Origin of the sequence: Kribbella sp. NBC_00382 (genome assembly GCF_036067295.1) — a bacterium.
In the GTDB taxonomy this organism is placed as follows: domain Bacteria; phylum Actinomycetota; class Actinomycetes; order Propionibacteriales; family Kribbellaceae; genus Kribbella.
Genome location: NZ_CP107954.1, coordinates 1,766,442 through 1,782,715 on the forward strand (window position 1 = coordinate 1,766,442; position 16,274 = coordinate 1,782,715).

Annotated in this window: 18 protein-coding genes; 7 read left to right on the plus strand and 11 right to left on the minus strand. The window is 68.9% G+C overall.

From position 1 onward, the window contains the following. Position 1: 1 nt before the first annotated feature. From OHA70_RS08825 to OHA70_RS08840, 4 genes are read right to left on the minus strand one after another with little or no spacing between them, the layout of a single operon-like run. The gene (locus tag OHA70_RS08825; protein WP_328330463.1) at positions 2-745 is read right to left on the minus strand and encodes a hypothetical protein; all 744 of its coding nucleotides are present in this window, start codon (positions 743-745) and stop codon (positions 2-4) included. Then, positions 742-1,437, minus strand: a complete 696-nt coding sequence (locus OHA70_RS08830; RefSeq protein ID WP_328330465.1) for a hypothetical protein — start codon at positions 1,435-1,437, stop codon at positions 742-744. Before OHA70_RS08830 ends, OHA70_RS08825 begins: the two co-directional genes overlap by 4 nt. Next, positions 1,434-1,928: a DUF1707 SHOCT-like domain-containing protein gene (locus OHA70_RS08835; protein ID WP_328330466.1), complete on the minus strand. Its 495-nt coding sequence runs from the start codon at positions 1,926-1,928 to the stop codon at positions 1,434-1,436. Before OHA70_RS08835 ends, OHA70_RS08830 begins: the two co-directional genes overlap by 4 nt. Then, positions 1,925-2,755, minus strand: a complete 831-nt coding sequence (locus OHA70_RS08840; RefSeq protein WP_328330469.1) for a hypothetical protein — start codon at positions 2,753-2,755, stop codon at positions 1,925-1,927. Before OHA70_RS08840 ends, OHA70_RS08835 begins: the two co-directional genes overlap by 4 nt. Positions 2,756-2,835: 80 nt before the next feature. On the opposite strand from OHA70_RS08840, the gene OHA70_RS08845 reads away from it, so the two are divergent. Continuing rightward, entirely contained in the window at positions 2,836-3,447 is a 612-nt protein-coding gene (locus OHA70_RS08845; protein WP_328330470.1) for an RNA polymerase sigma factor, read from the plus strand. After that, a complete protein-coding gene (locus tag OHA70_RS08850; protein ID WP_328330472.1) occupies positions 3,434-4,297 on the plus strand; it encodes a hypothetical protein in 864 nt (287 codons plus the stop codon). Before OHA70_RS08845 ends, OHA70_RS08850 begins: the two co-directional genes overlap by 14 nt. Positions 4,298-4,322: 25 nt before the next feature. Here the strand turns inward: OHA70_RS08850 and OHA70_RS08855 are convergent, their stop codons facing one another. The 6 genes from OHA70_RS08855 to purS all read right to left on the minus strand — a co-directional run bounded on the left by OHA70_RS08855 (position 4,323) and on the right by purS (position 10,857). After that, positions 4,323-4,820 carry a DUF1707 SHOCT-like domain-containing protein gene (locus tag OHA70_RS08855; protein ID WP_328330474.1) on the minus strand — a complete coding sequence of 166 codons (498 nt, stop codon included), beginning with the start codon at positions 4,818-4,820 and terminating at the stop codon, positions 4,323-4,325. A gap of 70 nt (positions 4,821-4,890) precedes the next feature. Beyond that, the gene (locus OHA70_RS08860; protein ID WP_328330476.1) at positions 4,891-5,586 is read right to left on the minus strand and encodes a tyrosine-protein phosphatase; all 696 of its coding nucleotides are present in this window, start codon (positions 5,584-5,586) and stop codon (positions 4,891-4,893) included. Between the two features lies 1 nt (position 5,587). Then, complete coding sequence (purL, locus tag OHA70_RS08865) at positions 5,588-7,849, minus strand: phosphoribosylformylglycinamidine synthase subunit PurL (protein WP_328330478.1); 2,262 nt, start codon at positions 7,847-7,849, stop codon at positions 5,588-5,590. Continuing rightward, positions 7,827-9,920: a hypothetical protein gene (locus OHA70_RS08870; RefSeq protein WP_328330480.1), complete on the minus strand. Its 2,094-nt coding sequence runs from the start codon at positions 9,918-9,920 to the stop codon at positions 7,827-7,829. Before OHA70_RS08870 ends, purL begins: the two co-directional genes overlap by 23 nt. Beyond that, positions 9,920-10,591 carry a phosphoribosylformylglycinamidine synthase subunit PurQ gene (gene purQ, locus OHA70_RS08875; protein WP_328330482.1) on the minus strand — a complete coding sequence of 224 codons (672 nt, stop codon included), beginning with the start codon at positions 10,589-10,591 and terminating at the stop codon, positions 9,920-9,922. Before purQ ends, OHA70_RS08870 begins: the two co-directional genes overlap by 1 nt. Further along, positions 10,588-10,857 carry a phosphoribosylformylglycinamidine synthase subunit PurS gene (gene purS, locus OHA70_RS08880; protein WP_328330485.1) on the minus strand — a complete coding sequence of 90 codons (270 nt, stop codon included), beginning with the start codon at positions 10,855-10,857 and terminating at the stop codon, positions 10,588-10,590. The genes purQ and purS overlap by 4 nt, the downstream gene beginning before the upstream one ends. A gap of 113 nt (positions 10,858-10,970) precedes the next feature. Here purS and OHA70_RS08885 point away from each other — a divergent pair, with 113 nt between their 5' ends. The 5 genes from OHA70_RS08885 (at position 10,971) to OHA70_RS08905 (ending at position 14,667) form a co-directional block, all read left to right on the plus strand. After that, entirely contained in the window at positions 10,971-11,492 is a 522-nt protein-coding gene (locus OHA70_RS08885) for a PadR family transcriptional regulator (RefSeq protein ID WP_328330486.1), read from the plus strand. Continuing rightward, positions 11,489-12,163, plus strand: a complete 675-nt coding sequence (locus OHA70_RS08890) for an ABC transporter ATP-binding protein (protein ID WP_328330487.1) — start codon at positions 11,489-11,491, stop codon at positions 12,161-12,163. The genes OHA70_RS08885 and OHA70_RS08890 overlap by 4 nt, the downstream gene beginning before the upstream one ends. After that, positions 12,160-13,494 (plus strand): hypothetical protein, encoded by a 1,335-nt coding sequence (locus OHA70_RS08895; protein ID WP_328330489.1) that lies wholly within the window; start codon positions 12,160-12,162, stop codon positions 13,492-13,494. The genes OHA70_RS08890 and OHA70_RS08895 overlap by 4 nt, the downstream gene beginning before the upstream one ends. A 14-nt stretch (positions 13,495-13,508) precedes the next feature. Continuing rightward, positions 13,509-14,114, plus strand: a complete 606-nt coding sequence (locus OHA70_RS08900) for a CDP-alcohol phosphatidyltransferase family protein (protein ID WP_328330491.1) — start codon at positions 13,509-13,511, stop codon at positions 14,112-14,114. 64 nt (positions 14,115-14,178) lie between these two features. After that, a complete protein-coding gene (locus tag OHA70_RS08905; RefSeq protein ID WP_328330493.1) occupies positions 14,179-14,667 on the plus strand; it encodes a hypothetical protein in 489 nt (162 codons plus the stop codon). 9 nt (positions 14,668-14,676) lie between these two features. Here the strand turns inward: OHA70_RS08905 and OHA70_RS08910 are convergent, their stop codons facing one another. Then, positions 14,677-16,233 carry a tannase/feruloyl esterase family alpha/beta hydrolase gene (locus OHA70_RS08910; protein WP_328330495.1) on the minus strand — a complete coding sequence of 519 codons (1,557 nt, stop codon included), beginning with the start codon at positions 16,231-16,233 and terminating at the stop codon, positions 14,677-14,679. Positions 16,234-16,274 lie beyond the last annotated feature (41 nt).

A 16,274-nucleotide genomic window follows, 5' to 3' on the forward strand; every position in this document is an offset into this window, starting at 1 on the left:
GTTATGTGATCTGGTTGAGCACCGACACAACCAGAACCACCAGCACCACTACCGCGAAGACCCATCCGGCCGGGGTGATGTGAACCCTGTCGAACTCCTCCGCGTCCGGCTCCATCGCTGGAGGCTCTTCATCCGGCAGCGGCGCGACCGGTTCCGGCGCCATCGGCTTGCGGGCCAGCTCTTGCAGGCCTTCGCTGACTCCGAACAGCTTCTTGCGGCCTGCCACGGTCAGGCAGTACCTCGGGCCGTCGGCGGGCCTGGTCAGCTTGGCGACCATTGACTCCCGGATCGCCTGATCCAGCAGTCGCCCGGTCGCCTGCCCGGACAGTCCCAGGTCCAGGGCCAACTCGGCCCGCGTACGGGAGCCGTCGAGCAGCGCGGCCAGCAGCTTCCGCCGGTCCTGGTGAGAGCCATTAACCACCTGCGCCTTCGCGCGCCGGCGTACCGGTTGTCGTGGTCGCCGCCGGAGCCGCCACGGGGTGATCATCGCCACCTGAAACGACAGTGACGACTCTTGGGAGAACTGCGCGGTGAGTGGCTGTGCGCTTGCCACACCAAGCTCAGTCAGCCCGTACTCCGGTCTGTCACGACCCCCTGGCACCCTCGCCACCAGCGACCGCTGGATCATCGAGTCGATGAGCTCGCCCGCCTGATGCTCGGGGAGTTGCAGCCACGACGCCAGCCGATCACGCGTCGTCAGCCCCGCGGCCAGCACCACCAGCACCACTTGCTCTTCGGGGGTCATCGGCGGCGGGACCTGGACCAGGTGACGTATGTCCCGATCAGCGGGCTGATGGTGAAGATCAAGCCGAACACGGTGTCGGCGACGTTGAACGGTCCGCGGAAGAACGCCAGCCCGCTCACGAAGATCGGTGCCGACAACCCAGCGACGACGAGCCCAAGCGCCGTCGAGCGCCGGGGCGCTGGCGAGCCGTCGCGGGTTCCAGCTGGTGCCGGGACAGCCGGCGCGGCCGACCCGGGTGTTGCCGGGACAGCTGGCGCGGCCGAGCGGACCGACCGGTCCTGGCCGGTCAGCCGGAGCCCTGACGGCCGCAGCTTTCCGGCCGGCTGCTGCACCCGCCGGACTTTTCCGATCGGCTGCCGGAGGCGTCGGCGAGCACCAGGCGAGCGCCGCATCGGTGGTGGCGAACCGGGCGCGATGCTCCGCCGGACCTGCTTCACCCGCTCGTGCAGGTTGTCGCCTGAGTAGTCGGCCGCCTTGATGAGCGCCCGCGCCGCCCCTTGCCCCGTGCGAGTCAGCTCGTACTGCGATTCGCCGCTCAACCACCGCACGCTGCTCACCAGCGAATCGCGGACCAACTCCTCCAGCAACCGCCCAGCCACCTCCTCGCTGACCAGCGCGTCCACCACCACCTGCTCAAGCGTGAGCACCCTCCCCTCGAGAACCACTAACACCGCGTACCGATCCGCGCTCACACCGGCCTCCTGCGAGGCGCGCGTCGGGTACGTCGGTTGGGAGACGACCACCAGAACCAGGCCAAGGAGCTCCAGAGGAGCGCGCTGGCGCAGACGATTGCGCCGCCCCTGAGCTCGCTCTGGCCATCGGGGAACAGCAGATACAGCAGGCCCAGCAGGAAGAACGGCACGGCTACGCCGACCGCCAGCCCGAGTACAACCGAACGCCAGGCTTGTGGCGGCTCGATCGGTAGCTTGGCGGTGGCGAACACCAACCCCGGCAGCCCTTCGAATACCTCGGCCAGGTCAGCGCGGGAGGTAGCGACGTACAAGAGATCGGTACGAGTGATGAGCTCGTCCATCGTCAGCCGCCCGACCGCGTACTGCTGAGCCAGCGCAGCCGAACAGTCCGAACGTTGCTGATCGGTCAGCCGCAACCGTTCCGCCCGCACCCGGGCCACCGGCTGCCGCACCGGCTTGGCAGCGCTCTCGCCCCTCGGTTGCTGGCTCATCGAGGTGGGTTGCTGGTTCGTGAGGAGCGGAGCATGCTGAAGATCGTTCTCAGGGCGGGGTAGGCGAAGAAGATGGAGCCGCCGAGGAACATCGCGGCGCCGAGGAACTCCTCTGGGGTCGAGGCGCCTTTCAGGATTCCGATGCCGGCAAGGAAGAACGGGAGGCAGAAGAGGAGCCTCAGGGCCAGAGAACCGGCCTGGATGGCGGAGCCGACCTGCTGCAACGGGTGCTGCGCAGGCGGCAAGCCCTCGCCATAGAAGGGCGGTGGCCGCAGCCCGTCGAAGACTTCCCGGAGCTGTCCGTGGGTGACCGCCGCCGCCAGCATGCGTTGTCGCCTCATCAACTCGGCCGAGGTGATGAGACGCTGCTCGTGTTGCTGCCTCAGCGAGGCGTCACAGCGGTCCCGATCGTCGTCTGTGAGCGGCACCTCGGCCATCTGTTCGCGGGTGGCGGCGATGCCCGCCTGGTGGTGAGCCGACGACGCCGCCTTCAGGAAGTCGCCCCAGCCGACCGGCCCGTCCTTCGCGAGGCCGCGCATCATCGTCCGCTTGCCGACACCGTGCGGACTCAGCCTGTACTCCGCGCGCCCACCCTGCTCGTACTTCGTGACGTAACCCTCAGCGATGAGCTCCGCCAGCAGCCGCCCGACCTGCTGCCGCTTGACCCCGGAGCTCTCGACCAGCTCCACCAGCGAGTACTGCGTCGTCTCCGACATCGCATTGAGCAGTCGGTACTCAGACTCGGTCGCCTCGGCCATTCGTCCCCCAGCATCCGCCGATCCACCCCAGACCCGCACAGCCAGTAGTTTCCCAGCCCAGACGGTCATCCAGTCGAGAACAGCTCTGCCGGTTGCTGCAATCCGGGTGGGGTGAAATGGGCGGACAGGGTGCCGGACATGTGTGGGGCATGACGCAGACACCGACGAGGGCCCGGCCGGGGCCAGTGAGCGAGGCGGGCGTGGACGACGTACCGCGGGACCGCCGGCAGGAGCGATTCGAACAGTTCTTCGCGGCCAACCGGGAGGCGGTACTCGGGTACCTGCTCCGCCGGACCGGCGACCGGCACGACGCCGCCGACCTGCTCGCCGACACGTTCCTGGTCGCCTGGCGCCGGCTGGACGACGTACCGGCCGGTGACGAGACCAGGCCTTGGCTGTACGGCGTAGCGCGGCGGGCGCTCGCCAACCACCGGCGGGGCCAGGGGCGTCGGCATGCCTTGGCCGACCGGCTCCGCAGTGAGCTGACCGAGGCCGACGGGCCCGCGCCGACCATGCCCGACAACTCCCCCGCAGCCGTCGCCTTCCGCGCTCTGCCCGAGCAGGACAGGGAACTGCTGTCCCTGGTGGCGTGGGAAGAGCTCGACACCGCCCAGATCGCGATCACCCTCGGCATCACCCGCAACGCAGTACGGATCAGGCTGCACCGCGCCCGGAAGCGGTTCGCCAAGTTGCTCACCGCCCCACTGGCCAACCGCCCCCTGGCCACGCTCAGAGAAGAGGCTTCCCATGAAGACGCATGACATCGACGCGGTGACCCGTGGCCTGAACCCCACCCCCCACACCGAGGTCAGCGACGCGGCGTGGACCGAACTGTCCGACGGCATCACAGCGCCCGGCCAGGACAGCACCGGTACGGTCGTGAGCCTGGCCGCTCGCCGTACGCCGGCCCGCCCGCGACTCCTGCTGGCAGCCGCCTGCACTCTGCTGATCGGCGGAGTCGTCGCCGCGACCGTCATCAATCGGCCCGGGCAGGACCTGCCGCAGGCGCTGTCCGTCACCGACCAGGGTGAGTGGCTCACCGTCCGGGTGATCGACGAGAACGCCGATCCGAAGGCCTACAACCAGCAGTTCAAGAAGCTCGGGCTGAACATCAAGGTGATGATGGTGCCGGTCGCGCCGTCGGCCGTCGGCAAGTACGCGACCTTCCAGTACTACAGCGGTAGCGACGGGACGAAGCTCGGCCTGCTCAAGCCAGGTGAGAACTGCCCCGCGACGCTCAACGAGAGCGACCCCGGCTGCCAGTACGGAGTGGAGGTCGGCAAGAAGTTCAAGGGCAGGGCGGAGATCATGTTCGGGCGCGCCGCCAGGCCTGGTGAGCAGTACCAGTACATGCCGGGCGAGGCCAACCGCGCCGGCGAGGAGCTGGCCGGCTTGTCGTACAAAAACAAGCGCGTGGCCGAGGTGCAGAAGCTCATCGCGGCGCGCGGCGTGACCATCGGCGGCTACCTCAACTCGAAGACCGAGATGGTCGACGGCGTCAACACCGCCAAGGACGTCGACCCGGCGCCGGGCGACTGGTACGTCCACGAGGTCTGGCCACGCTCTCCCAGAGTCGTGGAGCTCTGGATCGGTTCGGAGCCGGAGAAGTAGACCTCGACACTGTCCCGCTGGGCCGCTAGGTCCGGCGGGACTTGCGGGTGGGCGCCTTGGCCCAGCGCCACATCACGGCGACCCAGGCCAGAGCCGGTACGCCGAAGACGGCGGCGGCGATCTCGCGGCCGAAGACCAGGAAGACCAAGCCGGTCAGGAAGAACGGCAAGGCGAGCCAGACCGCTCCGACGAAGGCGGCCCAGCGCCAGCGGCCGGGTTGGCGTGGTTTCGGTGCGTAGAGGACTGGTTGTGGGAGTCCGTGGAAGGCCGGTTGGAGGTCGGCGTGGGTGACGGACTCGTTCACGATGTCGACGCGGCGATGCAGCTCGACCTCGTCGAGGCGGCCGATCGCGAACTGCTCGGAGAGCTCGTCGATGGCGACGCGGCGCTCCTCGTCGGTCAGGCGGAGTGGTTGCATCCGGCGGCGCGCGGCGACAGCACGGGCCTCTTGCCCAGCGGCCGCGGCCATCCCGGCCAGGTTGGCCAGATCAGCTTTCGGCCGGCCTTTGTACCGATCGGTCATCCTCACACCCCACTCCTTCCTCCCGAGTGTGCCAGCCATGAGGGCGACACCCAACCGGACGAGCGCGAGATCAGGGACGAGTCAGCCGGTCCCTGAGCTGGTCCAGCTGCTCGAACGTCAGGCCGCTGTTGGTGAGATACCCGGCGACATCGGTCGACCCAAGAAACGCAACCATCGCCAGGCAGTTGTCCGCGCAGTGCTGCTCGAGCGCGTCCGCGGTGAGCGGCGTCTCACCTGCCGCCGGCGTCGCCTCGTAGTACGCGTTGATCGTCCGCAAGCCCAGCTCATAGTCGTCGAGGATGTCGGCGACCGGAGTGCCGACTAGTTGGAGCAGCATCGCGATGACCATGCCGGTACGGTCCCGGCAGGCCTTGCAGTGGACGAGAACGCCACCTTCCGGGGCGTCCGCGATCCGGGCGAATACCGAGGTGACCAGGCCCGGCCAGCGCCGGAGCACCTCGGAGTAGTACGCCGGGCTGTCCAGCCGGTCGCCCCACACCGCCATGAACTCGGAGTCCTGCTGGTCCTCGACCGGATGGTGGTGAATGACATCGAGCACCCGTACTTCGAGCCGCTCGTAGTCGTTCCGCAGGTCGATCACCGTGCTGACGCCCGCATCAGCCAGTTGCTTCCAGCCGGTGTCGGTCAGCAGGTCAGGTCGCGCGGAACGGTAGACCCGGCCCGGCTGGATCGTCCCCGACCCAGCCGGCAGACCGCCGAGATCACGCGCGTTGACCGCGCCCTCCCACTCCAGCTCTCGGCTCACGTCAGCCGAGAGCGTTCGGCAGGGTTGCGCTCCACGTGGTGCGGAGGTCGGTGAGGCTGACCTCGAACTGGTCCTGGACGTCGAGGGACTCGCCGGTCACCACGCCGATCTTGGTGTGGGGGAAGCGGCGGGCGGTGCACATGTCGGTGAAGCGGACCTCTTCGGTGCGCGGGACGGCGACGACCGCGCGGCCGGCCGACTCGGCGAAGAGGAACAGGAACGGGTCCAGGTCGTCCGGCGCCCAGACGCGGGCTCCGACACCACCACGGAGGGCGGACTCGACCAGTACCTGCGCGACGCCGCCGTCGCTGACGTCGTGGGCCGCGTCGATCAGACCGTCGCGGGACGCGTTGATCAGGATGTCGGCGAGCTGCTGCTCGTGAGCCAGGTCGACCGCCGGCGGACGTCCGCCGAGGTGGCCGTGGATGACGTGCGCCCACTCCGAGCCCGACAGTTCCTCCTCGGTCTCACCGAGCAGGTAGAGCTGGTGGCCCTCCATCTCGGCGGTGAAACCGATCGGGGTCCGGCGGGTGACGTCGTCGATGACCCCGAGCACGCCGACCACCGGCGTCGGCAGGATTGGCGTCTCGCCGGTCTGGTTGTAGAACGACACGTTGCCGCCCGTGACCGGGATGCCCAGCTCGATGCAGCCGTCGACCAGGCCACGGATGGCCTCGGTGAACTGCCACATCACACCCGAGTCCTCGGGCGAACCGAAGTTCAGGCAGTCGGTGACCGCGGCCGGCCGAGCACCGGTCGTGGCGACGTTCCGGTACGACTCGGCCAGCGCGAGCTTGGCGCCCGTGTACGGGTCGAGCTTGGCGAACCGGCCGTTGCAGTCGGTGGAGACCGCGACGCCGAGGCCGCTCGTCTCGTCGACCCGGATCATCCCGCTGTCCTCGGGCTGCGCGAGCACCGAGTTGCCGAGCACGTACCGGTCGTACTGGTCCGTGACCCACGACTTGTCGCACAGGTTCGGCGACGCGATCAGCTTGAGCAGCGTGTCCCGCAGCTCAGCGCCAGTGGTTGCCCGCGGCAACTTCTCGGCGCCGTCGGCCTGCAGCTCGTCCTGCCAGGCCGGCCGGGCGTACGGGCGCTCGTAGACCGGGCCGTCGTGCGCGACCGTCCGCGGCGGTACGTCGACGACGCGCTCGCCGTGCCAGTCGATCTGCAGCAGTCCGGTGTCGGTGACCTCACCGATCACATCGGCCTGCACATCCCACTTCGCGCAGATCTTCAAGAACTGCTCGACGTTCTCCGGCGTGACGACCGCCATCATCCGCTCCTGCGACTCGCTCATCAGAATCTCTTCCGGAGCAAGGGAAGCGTCGCGCAGCGGCACCTTGTCGAGCGAGACGTGCATACCGCCGTCACCCGCGCTGGCCAGCTCGGAGGTCGCGCACGAGAGCCCCGCGCCACCGAGGTCCTGGATGCCTTCGACGATCCGGGCCGCGAACAGCTCGAGCGTGCACTCGATCAGCAGCTTCTCCATGAACGGGTCGCCGACCTGTACTGCGGGACGCTTGGTCGGCCCACCATCCGCGAAGGTCTCGGACGCCAGCACCGAGACGCCGCCGATCCCGTCACCACCGGTCTTGGCGCCGTACAGGATGATCTGGTTGCCGACGCCGGTCGCGTTGGCCAGGTGCAGGTCCTCGTGCCGCATGACGCCGACGCAGAGCGCGTTGACCAGCGGGTTACCCAGGTACGTCGCGTCGAACACGACCTCGCCACCGATGTTCGGCAGGCCGAGGCTGTTGCCGTAGCCGCCGACGCCGGACACGATGCCGGGCAGCACGCGCTTGGTGTCCGGCGCGTCCAGCGGACCGAACCGCAGCGGGTCCATCACCGCGACCGGGCGGGCGCCCATCGCCAGGATGTCGCGGACGATGCCACCGACCCCGGTCGCCGCGCCCTGGTACGGCTCGACGTACGACGGGTGGTTGTGCGACTCGACCTTGAAGGTGACCGCGTAGCCCTCGCCGATGTCGATCACGCCGGCGTTCTCGCCGATGCCCGCGAGCATCTTGCCGGCCGGCGTCTCCTGCGGGATCTCACCGAACCGCTTGAGGTGCACCTTGGACGACTTGTACGAGCAGTGCTCGCTCCACATCACCGAGTACATCGCCAGCTCGCAGCTGGTCGGCCGCCGGTCCAGGATGTCGCGGATCCGCTGGTACTCGTCCGGCTTCAGCCCGAGCTCCGCCCACGGCTGCTCCACGTCCGGCGTACTGGTCGCGTTACTGACGGTGTCGGTCGACACTTGATGACTCCTGAACTAGGTGGGACTCGGGTACAACGCTACTGGCCAGCAAGTGGGCCACCAGCAAGGGCAGGGTGAAGCCGGTCATGATCGCGGGCAGGGCGACCCCGGCGTCGTTCAGCAGCATGCCGACCAGACCACAGGTCGACAGCGCCAGCAGAGTCGGCCGGACCATCGGCCGGCTGGCGTAGAAGCGGCGGTACGGCTCAAACGGAACCCGATCCGGCCAGACGCTCGCGTACATGGCCAGCAGGACTCCGGCGAGCATGAACCAGCCCGCGGGCGTGTGGAAGAAGCCCAGCGACATCTGCAGTTTGCGGATCAGGATGTCGCCGACGTCTCCGTCGAGCAGCCGGGCCACGAAGGTGCCGAAGTGGCTGCGCTGGTCCGCGGGCCGGAGGTAGTCGAGGAAGGCGACAGCGGAGACCGCGACCGCTCCCGCGGCGCCGACTCCGACCAGCGCCTTGAAGGAGATGCTGCCGCGCCAGGTCAGCCAGGCCAGCAGCAGTACTGCGGGGGTCAGCGCGATGATGCCGCCGAAGTCGGTCCCCCAGCCGGGCTTGCCGTCCACGATGATCGCGAGCCCGCCGATCGCCAGTACTGCGAGCGCCGCCTGGACGCGGCTCTTCTCGAGCAACTGCTGCGCTGCCCAGCCGGCGATGACGATTGCGGCGACGGCCAGCGTGGCGAAGGTCGAGTTGCCGAAGCCGTAGAAGCGGCCGCCGATCACCGGCCCGTCGGCGAACATGCTGCCGAACTGCAGCGGCGTCCCGAGCACTCCGTCGACCAGCAGGATCAGGTACGCAGCCAGCAGGATGCCCAGCCCGGCCCATTGCTTCAGCACGGCTCTCGCGATCCCTGCGAAGGCCGCGCTGATCGCCAGCACAACGAAGTACAGGGAAAGTCCGGGGGACGGCCAGCGCCACCAGACGGTCGCGGTGGACAGGAAGACCGCGATGAAGAAGCCGCCCTGGGCAAGCATGGTGAATTCACTCGTACTGCGTGCTCGGCGGCTCCGGGTGACCAGGAACCAGCCGAGCGCGATCAGCTGCGCCGCCAGCAAGGTCATCGCGACAGCGATCAGCACTGGGCGCGGGTGCTCGAACCGCTCGTTCGTGTCGAGCCGGTCCTCGATCACCTTGGCCGCATCGGTGTGCCGGTCCCCGCCGAAGCCGATCTCGTTGCCGTCGAGCGGGCCGGGCTGCTCTGCTCCGGCCGGGTCCAACTCCTTCGCCGAGCCGCGGAGGATCGTCGCGGTCACGTCGGTGAGCTGGATCAGGCCGGGTCGGCGGGTGGAGTCGCTGGTCAACCAGCGCGGGCCGTTGTCCGGCGGGAGCTGCATCGCGACCAGCGGCTCCTGGTGCGCGTTGGCCGTCTCCTGGCTGATGCCGACGAGCAGCACCCAGCCGTCGGCCGCGCGGGCCTGCGCGACCAGGTCGGCGATCTTCTTGCGGGCCTCTTCGCGACCTTCACGCAGCGGCAGTGCGCCGGCGTCGATGATCGCGTCACCGCATTGGGTGCTGGCCAGCTTGGCCAGGTCGACCTCGGACTGCCAGTTGGTGACGGTGCCGTCGGTGCGCGCGGTGGCGATCGCGGCGCCGGGGCCGAACCCACAGACGCGGTCACGGCTCTCAGCGAGGCGGCCGAGGGGCGCGCCAGTGTGATGGTCGGCCTGGCGTTTGATGTAGGTCTGCCAGTTGGCGACCTTGCCATCGGTGACAGCGGGCAGGTCGCCACAGGCCTCGTCGGGGACGCTTCCCCAGGCGCGGGTGCCGGCGCTGATGGTCAGCCAGCCGTCGACCGGGCAGGTGTGCGGCCCGGCGGTCTTCACGGTGATCGAGCCGACATGCGACTGATCGACCAGCGCGGTCAGCTCAGGCGACGCCTTCACGTCGTTCCAGCTGAGCCCGGGCACGCCGATCACAACCACCTTCGCCAGCAGGTCCTGCGCGGCCTGCGGCCGGGTGGCTGGTGTGGCGGCCGCGGCGGACGTAGTACCGGCGCAGGCCGCGACCACTGCGGCTAGGAACAGGGTGCGGCGCAGGAGGCGCCGCACCCCACGTGACGTCATCAGGAGGCGACGACGGCCTTCAGGACCGAGGTGAAGAAGCCGAGGCCGTCGGTGCTCGGGCCCGTGAGGGTCTCGACGCAGTGCTCGGGGTGCGGCATCAGGCCGACCACGTTGCCGCGCTCGTTGCTGATCCCGGCGATGTCGCGGTACGAGCCGTTCGGGTTCTCGTCCAGGTAGCGGGCGACGACCAGGCCCTCGCCCTCGAGCCGGTCCAGCGTCGGCTCGTCGGCGACGAACGAACCGTCCTGGTTCTTCAGCACGATGGTGATCTCGTGGTTCGCGTCGTAGTCGCTGGTCCAGGCGGTGCGGTTGTTCTCGATCCGCAGCGGCTGGTCCTTGCAGATGAACTTGCGGCGCTCGTTCTTGATCAGCGCGCCCGGCAGCAGATGCGACTCGCAGAGCACCTGGAAGCCGTTGCAGATGCCGAGTACCGGCATTCCCTCGCCGGCCTTCTTGATGATGGTCTCCATCACCGGGGCGAACCGGGAGATGGCACCGGCCCGCAGGTAGTCGCCGTACGAGAAGCCGCCCGGCAGGACGACCGCGTCGACCCCGTGCAGGTCGGCGTCACCGTGCCAGAGCGCGACCGCCTCGGCACCGGCGACGGCTGCCGCGCGGCGCGCGTCGGCATCGTCGAGCGAGCCGGGGAAGGTGACGACCCCGATCTTCACTGGCCATCCTCAACCGACGGAGTGGCTTCCACGTGGAGGGTGTAGTCCTCGATCACCGGGTTGGCCAGCAGCGTGTCGGCCGCCTTGCGGATCTCGGCCACCTGTTCCTCGGTCGCCTCACCGTCCAGGGTGATCTCGAAGCGCTTGCCCTGACGCACATCGGCCACGCCGTCGAAGCCGAGCCGGCCGAACGCGCCGTGCACCGCCTTGCCCTGCGGGTCGAGGATCTCGGGCTTGAGCATGACGTCGACGACAACGCGAGCCACTGAAACTCCTGGTTCGGACCGGGGATGACGCCTGAATCCTACCGACCACCACCCGATCTGCCCGCATCGGCGACTATTCACTCAGTACATACATCATGTGTATAGTCGTACCCATGGCAACCGCTGAGCTCGTTCTGGGCCTGCTGGCCGATGGCCCGGCACACGGGTACGACGTGAAACGCGGCCACGACGCCTGGTTCCCGGACAACCGGCCGCTGGCGTTCGGGCAGGTCTATACGACGCTCGCCCGGCTGGCCCGCGACGAGCTGGCCGAGGTGGTCGACAAGGGCTCGGAGGGCGGGCCCGAGCGGACCGTCTACGCGATCACCGACAAGGGCCGCAAGCACCTCGACGACTGGCTGCTCGATCCGGTGCCACCCGCCTGGGGCAGCGCCGACGAGATGCTCCGCAAGCTGGTGGCCGCAGTACGGACCGGTGGGGACGCCGCCGAGTTCGTGGCCAGGCAGCGGGCGAGTCACCTGCGCCGGATCCGCGAACTCAACGCCACCCCGGCCGGGGACGACGCCACCTCGCCGCTGGTCCGCGAGTACACGGTGGCTCACCTCGACGCCGACCTGCGCTGGCTCGACAGCGTCATGGAGCGCATCACCGAGCAGAAGGAGACAGGCCGATGACTGCACTGGAGCTGCGCGACGTCGAGTACACCTACCGCCGCAACGTCGCCCTGCGCGGCGTCACCCTCACGGTCGCGCCAGGCGAGGTCGTAGCGATCACGGGCGCCAGTGGCGGCGGCAAGTCGACCCTGCTGCACTGCGCGGCCGGCATCCTCCAGCCCGACAGCGGGACGGTCACCATCGCCGGGCAGGAGCTGTCTGCACTGACGGAGGAGGAGCGCAGCAAGTACCGGCGCAACCACGTCGGTGTAGTGCTGCAGTTCGGTCAGCTCGTCCCTGACCTGTCCCTGGCCGACAACGTCGCACTGCCGCTACTCCTGGACGGCCACGACCGACAGGAGGCCCGAGCGACGGCCATCGAGTGGCTGGACAAGGTGGGTGTCGCCGACGAGGCAGCAGCGACCCCGGCCGAGCTGTCGGGCGGGCAGACCCAGCGAGCTGCTGTCGCCAGGGCGTTGATCACCGGTCCGACCCTCGTACTGGCCGACGAGCCCACCGGGAGCCTGGACAGCCGGGCCGGGCAGGAGCTGCTCGACGTACTGCTGAAGGCGACCCGTGACCGGGGTGCTGCGCTGGTGATGGTCACCCACGACAACGTGATCGCCGCGGTGGCCGACCGTGAGATCCGGCTGCGCGACGGCCTGATCCAGCACGAGGTGAGGCTGTCATGAAGCTCTCCACCGCCATCCACCTCTCCCGATCCCGTACTGCCGCCGACCGCAGCCGGATCCGGCTCACCACCGTGGCAGTCGGCATCTCGGGGGCGCTACTGATCGGTGCGCTCCGGATCAGCCGGCTCGGACCCGGCGACCTGCCGACGGTCAACTACAGCAACTACCTGGCTGAGGAAGATCTTCGGTCCGGCGTCATCACCGTGTTCGTCCTGCTCGCTGCACTAGCCGCAGGTCTTGCTGTTCAGGCTCTTCGGATCGGTGTCGCGGCTCGCGAGCGGCGGCTGAGCGCAGTACGGCTCGCTGGTGGGTCTGCTCGGCAGCTGAAGCAGTTGAGCGCCGCGGACGCTGCACTGGCCGGCCTCACTGGCGGACTGCTGGCTGCACCGATCTACCTGTTCCTGACGCTGGTACTACTGAGCGTCCTCCCCCCGGTGAGCCGGTTGCTGCCCGGACTCGACGCCGCCGACCTGCCAGCCTGGCTGGCCTGCACACTGGTCACCACACTGGCTGGTGCCGTCCTCGGCTGGTCACTGACGAGCGACCGCCGGCCAGACGAACCGGTGTCGGCCTTCGGTGGCCGGAGGCCGGCCATCGTCGTCGCCGTCGCAACGGTCGTCCTGGGCTTCGTCTTGCTCCTCAGCTCGCTGAGCGACGGTGACCTGTTCGTCTTCCTCGCGATGCCGTTCGTCGTCCTGGTCCTGGCACCGCGCTGGACCCGCCGGATCGGGCACCGGCTTACCCGCTCCGGGGCTCCGGTCAACGTGCTCACCGGAGCCCGGCTGGTCACCGACTCCCGGCCGACCGGCCGGATGAGCGCTCTGCTCGCCTGTTGTGGACTGCTGATCGGCTTCCTGGTGAACAGCACGCTGGGTCTCGCGATGGAGAAGCTCCCGGTCGGGGCGGCCGACAGAGCGATGCACCTGACCGGGCTCTCCTTCGGGATCCTCGGGCTGCTGCTGATCGTGGCTACGGCCATCGCCGCCTTGCTGGTCGGTGCCGCCGATCAACTGGTCGACCAGCGACGCCAGTTGGCCTGCTTGACCGCGTTCGGCGTCGACGCCAGGTTCCTGCGCCGCGTGGTCGAGCGGCAGCTGGCCCTCGCGGCGTGCCCCGCCCTGGGGATCGGTCTCTTCCTGGGATGCCTGCTCGGGTTGGGCGCCGGCCGAAGCGCCTTGAGCGACTTCGGGCTCCTGCCGCTGTTCCTGAGCAGTCTCGTACTCGCCGTAGTCGGAGTGGGCCTGGGTCTGCTCGGTGCCCGGCTGGCCGGTTTCCTGCTGCGCAACCAGGTGCACGACGCCCTCGCCCCCGAGAACCTCCGGGCCGCGTGATGGCCGTCGCGCCGATGGTTCTCCACCAGCCCGGACTGCTGCTCGGGCTGCCCAACCGGATCACGCTGGCCCGGACCGTACTGGCGATGCTGATCGCGACGATCGCGTTCCGGACCGGCGATCTGGCCTGGCTGGTCACCGGCTACGCGGCGTACTGGATCGGCGATATCGCCGACGGCGCGGTCGCCCGGCACCGGGACGAGGAGACGATCGCGGGCGCCGTCTTCGACATCGTCTGCGACCGGGCCTGCTGCTTCCTCCTGGCCGCCGCGTTCATGGCCACCTACCCGGCCGTGATCGGGCCGCTGGCGATCTTCCTGATCCAGTTCGGGGTGCTCGACACGATGCTCTCGCTGGCTTTCCTGCTCTGGCCCAGCTGCATCAGCCCGAACTACTTCTACCGGATCGACCGGACGATCTTCCGCTGGAACTGGTCCAAGGTCGCCAAGGCGCTGAACACGGCGGCCGTCGTGGTGTCGCTGCTGATCGACTCCTGGCTCGGCATCGGCTGGCTCCCGTACGGCGTGGCGCTGGCGGGCGTGGTCGTCAAGGTCGGCTCGCTGGGCCGGCTGGTCGCCATCGTGCGCGGGCGGCGGCCGGCAGTACCGGCTGTGGTGTAGATGACAGCGCAGGGTGGTGCTAAGTCCCGTGCCGGGGGCACAGATGGGACATAGCCTCGGGACCATGTGGCTCTGGCAACTGGCGCTGGCGATCGGGTTCGGGATCGGATCCGCCGTCATCCCTGTGCTGAACGCCGAGGTCTACGTGCTGGGGGTCGGTGCCTCCGGCAAGCTCGATCCGGTGGTGGCGGCGATCGGGGTGTCGATCGGGCAGACGATCGGCAAGGTGGCGATGTTCCTGGCGGTGCGGTACCGGCCGGGCTACGCCGCCAAGAAGGGCAAGGAGCCCAAGCCGGTCGACCTCACCACTCGCCGCGGGCGGCTGGTCCAGTGGAACCGCAATGTCAGCAAGCGGCTGCTCGACGCGCTCAGTGACCGGCGCTGGGGCATACCGGTCACCTTGCTGAGCTCCTCGGTCGGCATCCCACCCCTGTACGGGGTGGCGCTGATAGCGGGCGCGAGCCGGATGGGCGTGGTCACCTTCACCCTGTCCGTCCTGGCCGGCCGCGCCGCCCGCTTCATCACCCTTGCTCTGGGTGTCAGCCTCTTCTAGCTACATCTTCTAGCTACAGCGGTAGCTACTCGCCTGCTTGGGATCTCCGTGCCCCCGGTACTTCGAAACGCTCGGGTAAGCACACAGATCGCGGTGCTCAGCGCCGTCCGCGGTTGCCGCCGGCAAGGTCGCGGGTGCCTGCCCCTGCTCGACCCACTTGACCAGCGAGGTGAGCGGATCGGTCGGCGTGATGCCGTCGCCGCAGTGGCCGGCCCCTGGTGCCAGGAAGAGGCGGTAGAAGTCGTTCACCCGAGTACTGCCGCCCAGCTCGCGCTCTACCCGCTTGCGGTAGTCGACAGTGCCCAGCGCCGGGATCAACGGGTCAGACAGCCCGTGCCAGGACAGCAGCTTGCCACCGGAGCGCCGGAAGGCCGACAGGTCCGGAGCGTCGCTACCGATGACCTGGTTGTACTGCGCCTGCGACTGCCGGAACAGCTTGGCGAACTGGCTGTAGGTGAGCTTGTTGGTGTCGTACGCCGGATCCAGCTTCAGGAAGTCACGCACCCAACTGTCCGGTACTACGAACGGCGCCGCCTTCCCATCCTTCGTAGCGGCCAGCCCGTCGAACGACGAACCGCGGGTCAGCCCGTACCAGAGCCCGCGCGGCCCATCCCAGATCTTGCGCACGACCCGGGCGTCCGCGGCCGTGATCTTGACCGGCTTGCCATCGCAGAGCACCGTCTTGCCGATCAGCCGCTCCGGCGCCCACGTGCACTTCTGCGGCTGGTCGATGACGCCGTTGACCACGCCGTCCTTCGCGTCACACGCCTTGACCGCGGCGTTGTTGAACTCGTCGAACACGCACTTGGTCGGGTAGGTGTGCTCCTGGTTCATCACCACGGCCGGCCAGACCGCGGCCACACCCCAGCGATCCCAGTTGACCGCGGGCGACTGGGCGAGGATGCCGTCGAAGTCGTTCGGGTGCTGCTGCGCTTCGATGTAGCCCTGACGGCCACCGGTCGAACAGCCGGTCCAGTAGGAGTAGGCGGCGGCGCGTCCGTAGTACTGGTTGGTGACGGCCTTGCCGACGGTGGCCAGGTCGTGCAGGGAGCGAGAGGCGAAGTTCTGCAGCAGGGCCTGGTTGACCTTGCCGTCCTTGAGCGCCCAGGCGTCCGCGGTGAACGGGGAGGGGCCGACGCCGGCGTCGGTGGAGGCAACGGCGTACCCGGCCTTCACCGCGTTCACCCACGGGATGCCGAACTCACCGGCCTGGTATGCGCTACCGCCGAGCGCCTGGAACCTGCCGTTCCAGCCCGTCGCGGGCAGCCAGACCACCGTCTTGACGTGGTCCCCCGCGCCCGGGTGGCTGAGCTGGACCGTGACCTCGCAGTACGCCGGTACGCCGGTGACCGGGCCACTCGGGAAGGGCGGGTTGGGCGGGATGACCACTGTGCCGCCGGGCTGGTCGACAGAGGTCAGCGAGTCCACATGCGCACCCTGCGGCGCAGCGATGGACAGGTTGGAGCAAGCACTGGCAGTGGACGTGGTCGCTGCCGAACTGCTCGACAGCGGTATCAGCGCGGCCAGCGGGACAACCGCCGCCAGGATGGTCAGGATTCTCTTCATAGGCCAACCACACCAACCAGCGGGAATGGCAACCAGGGATA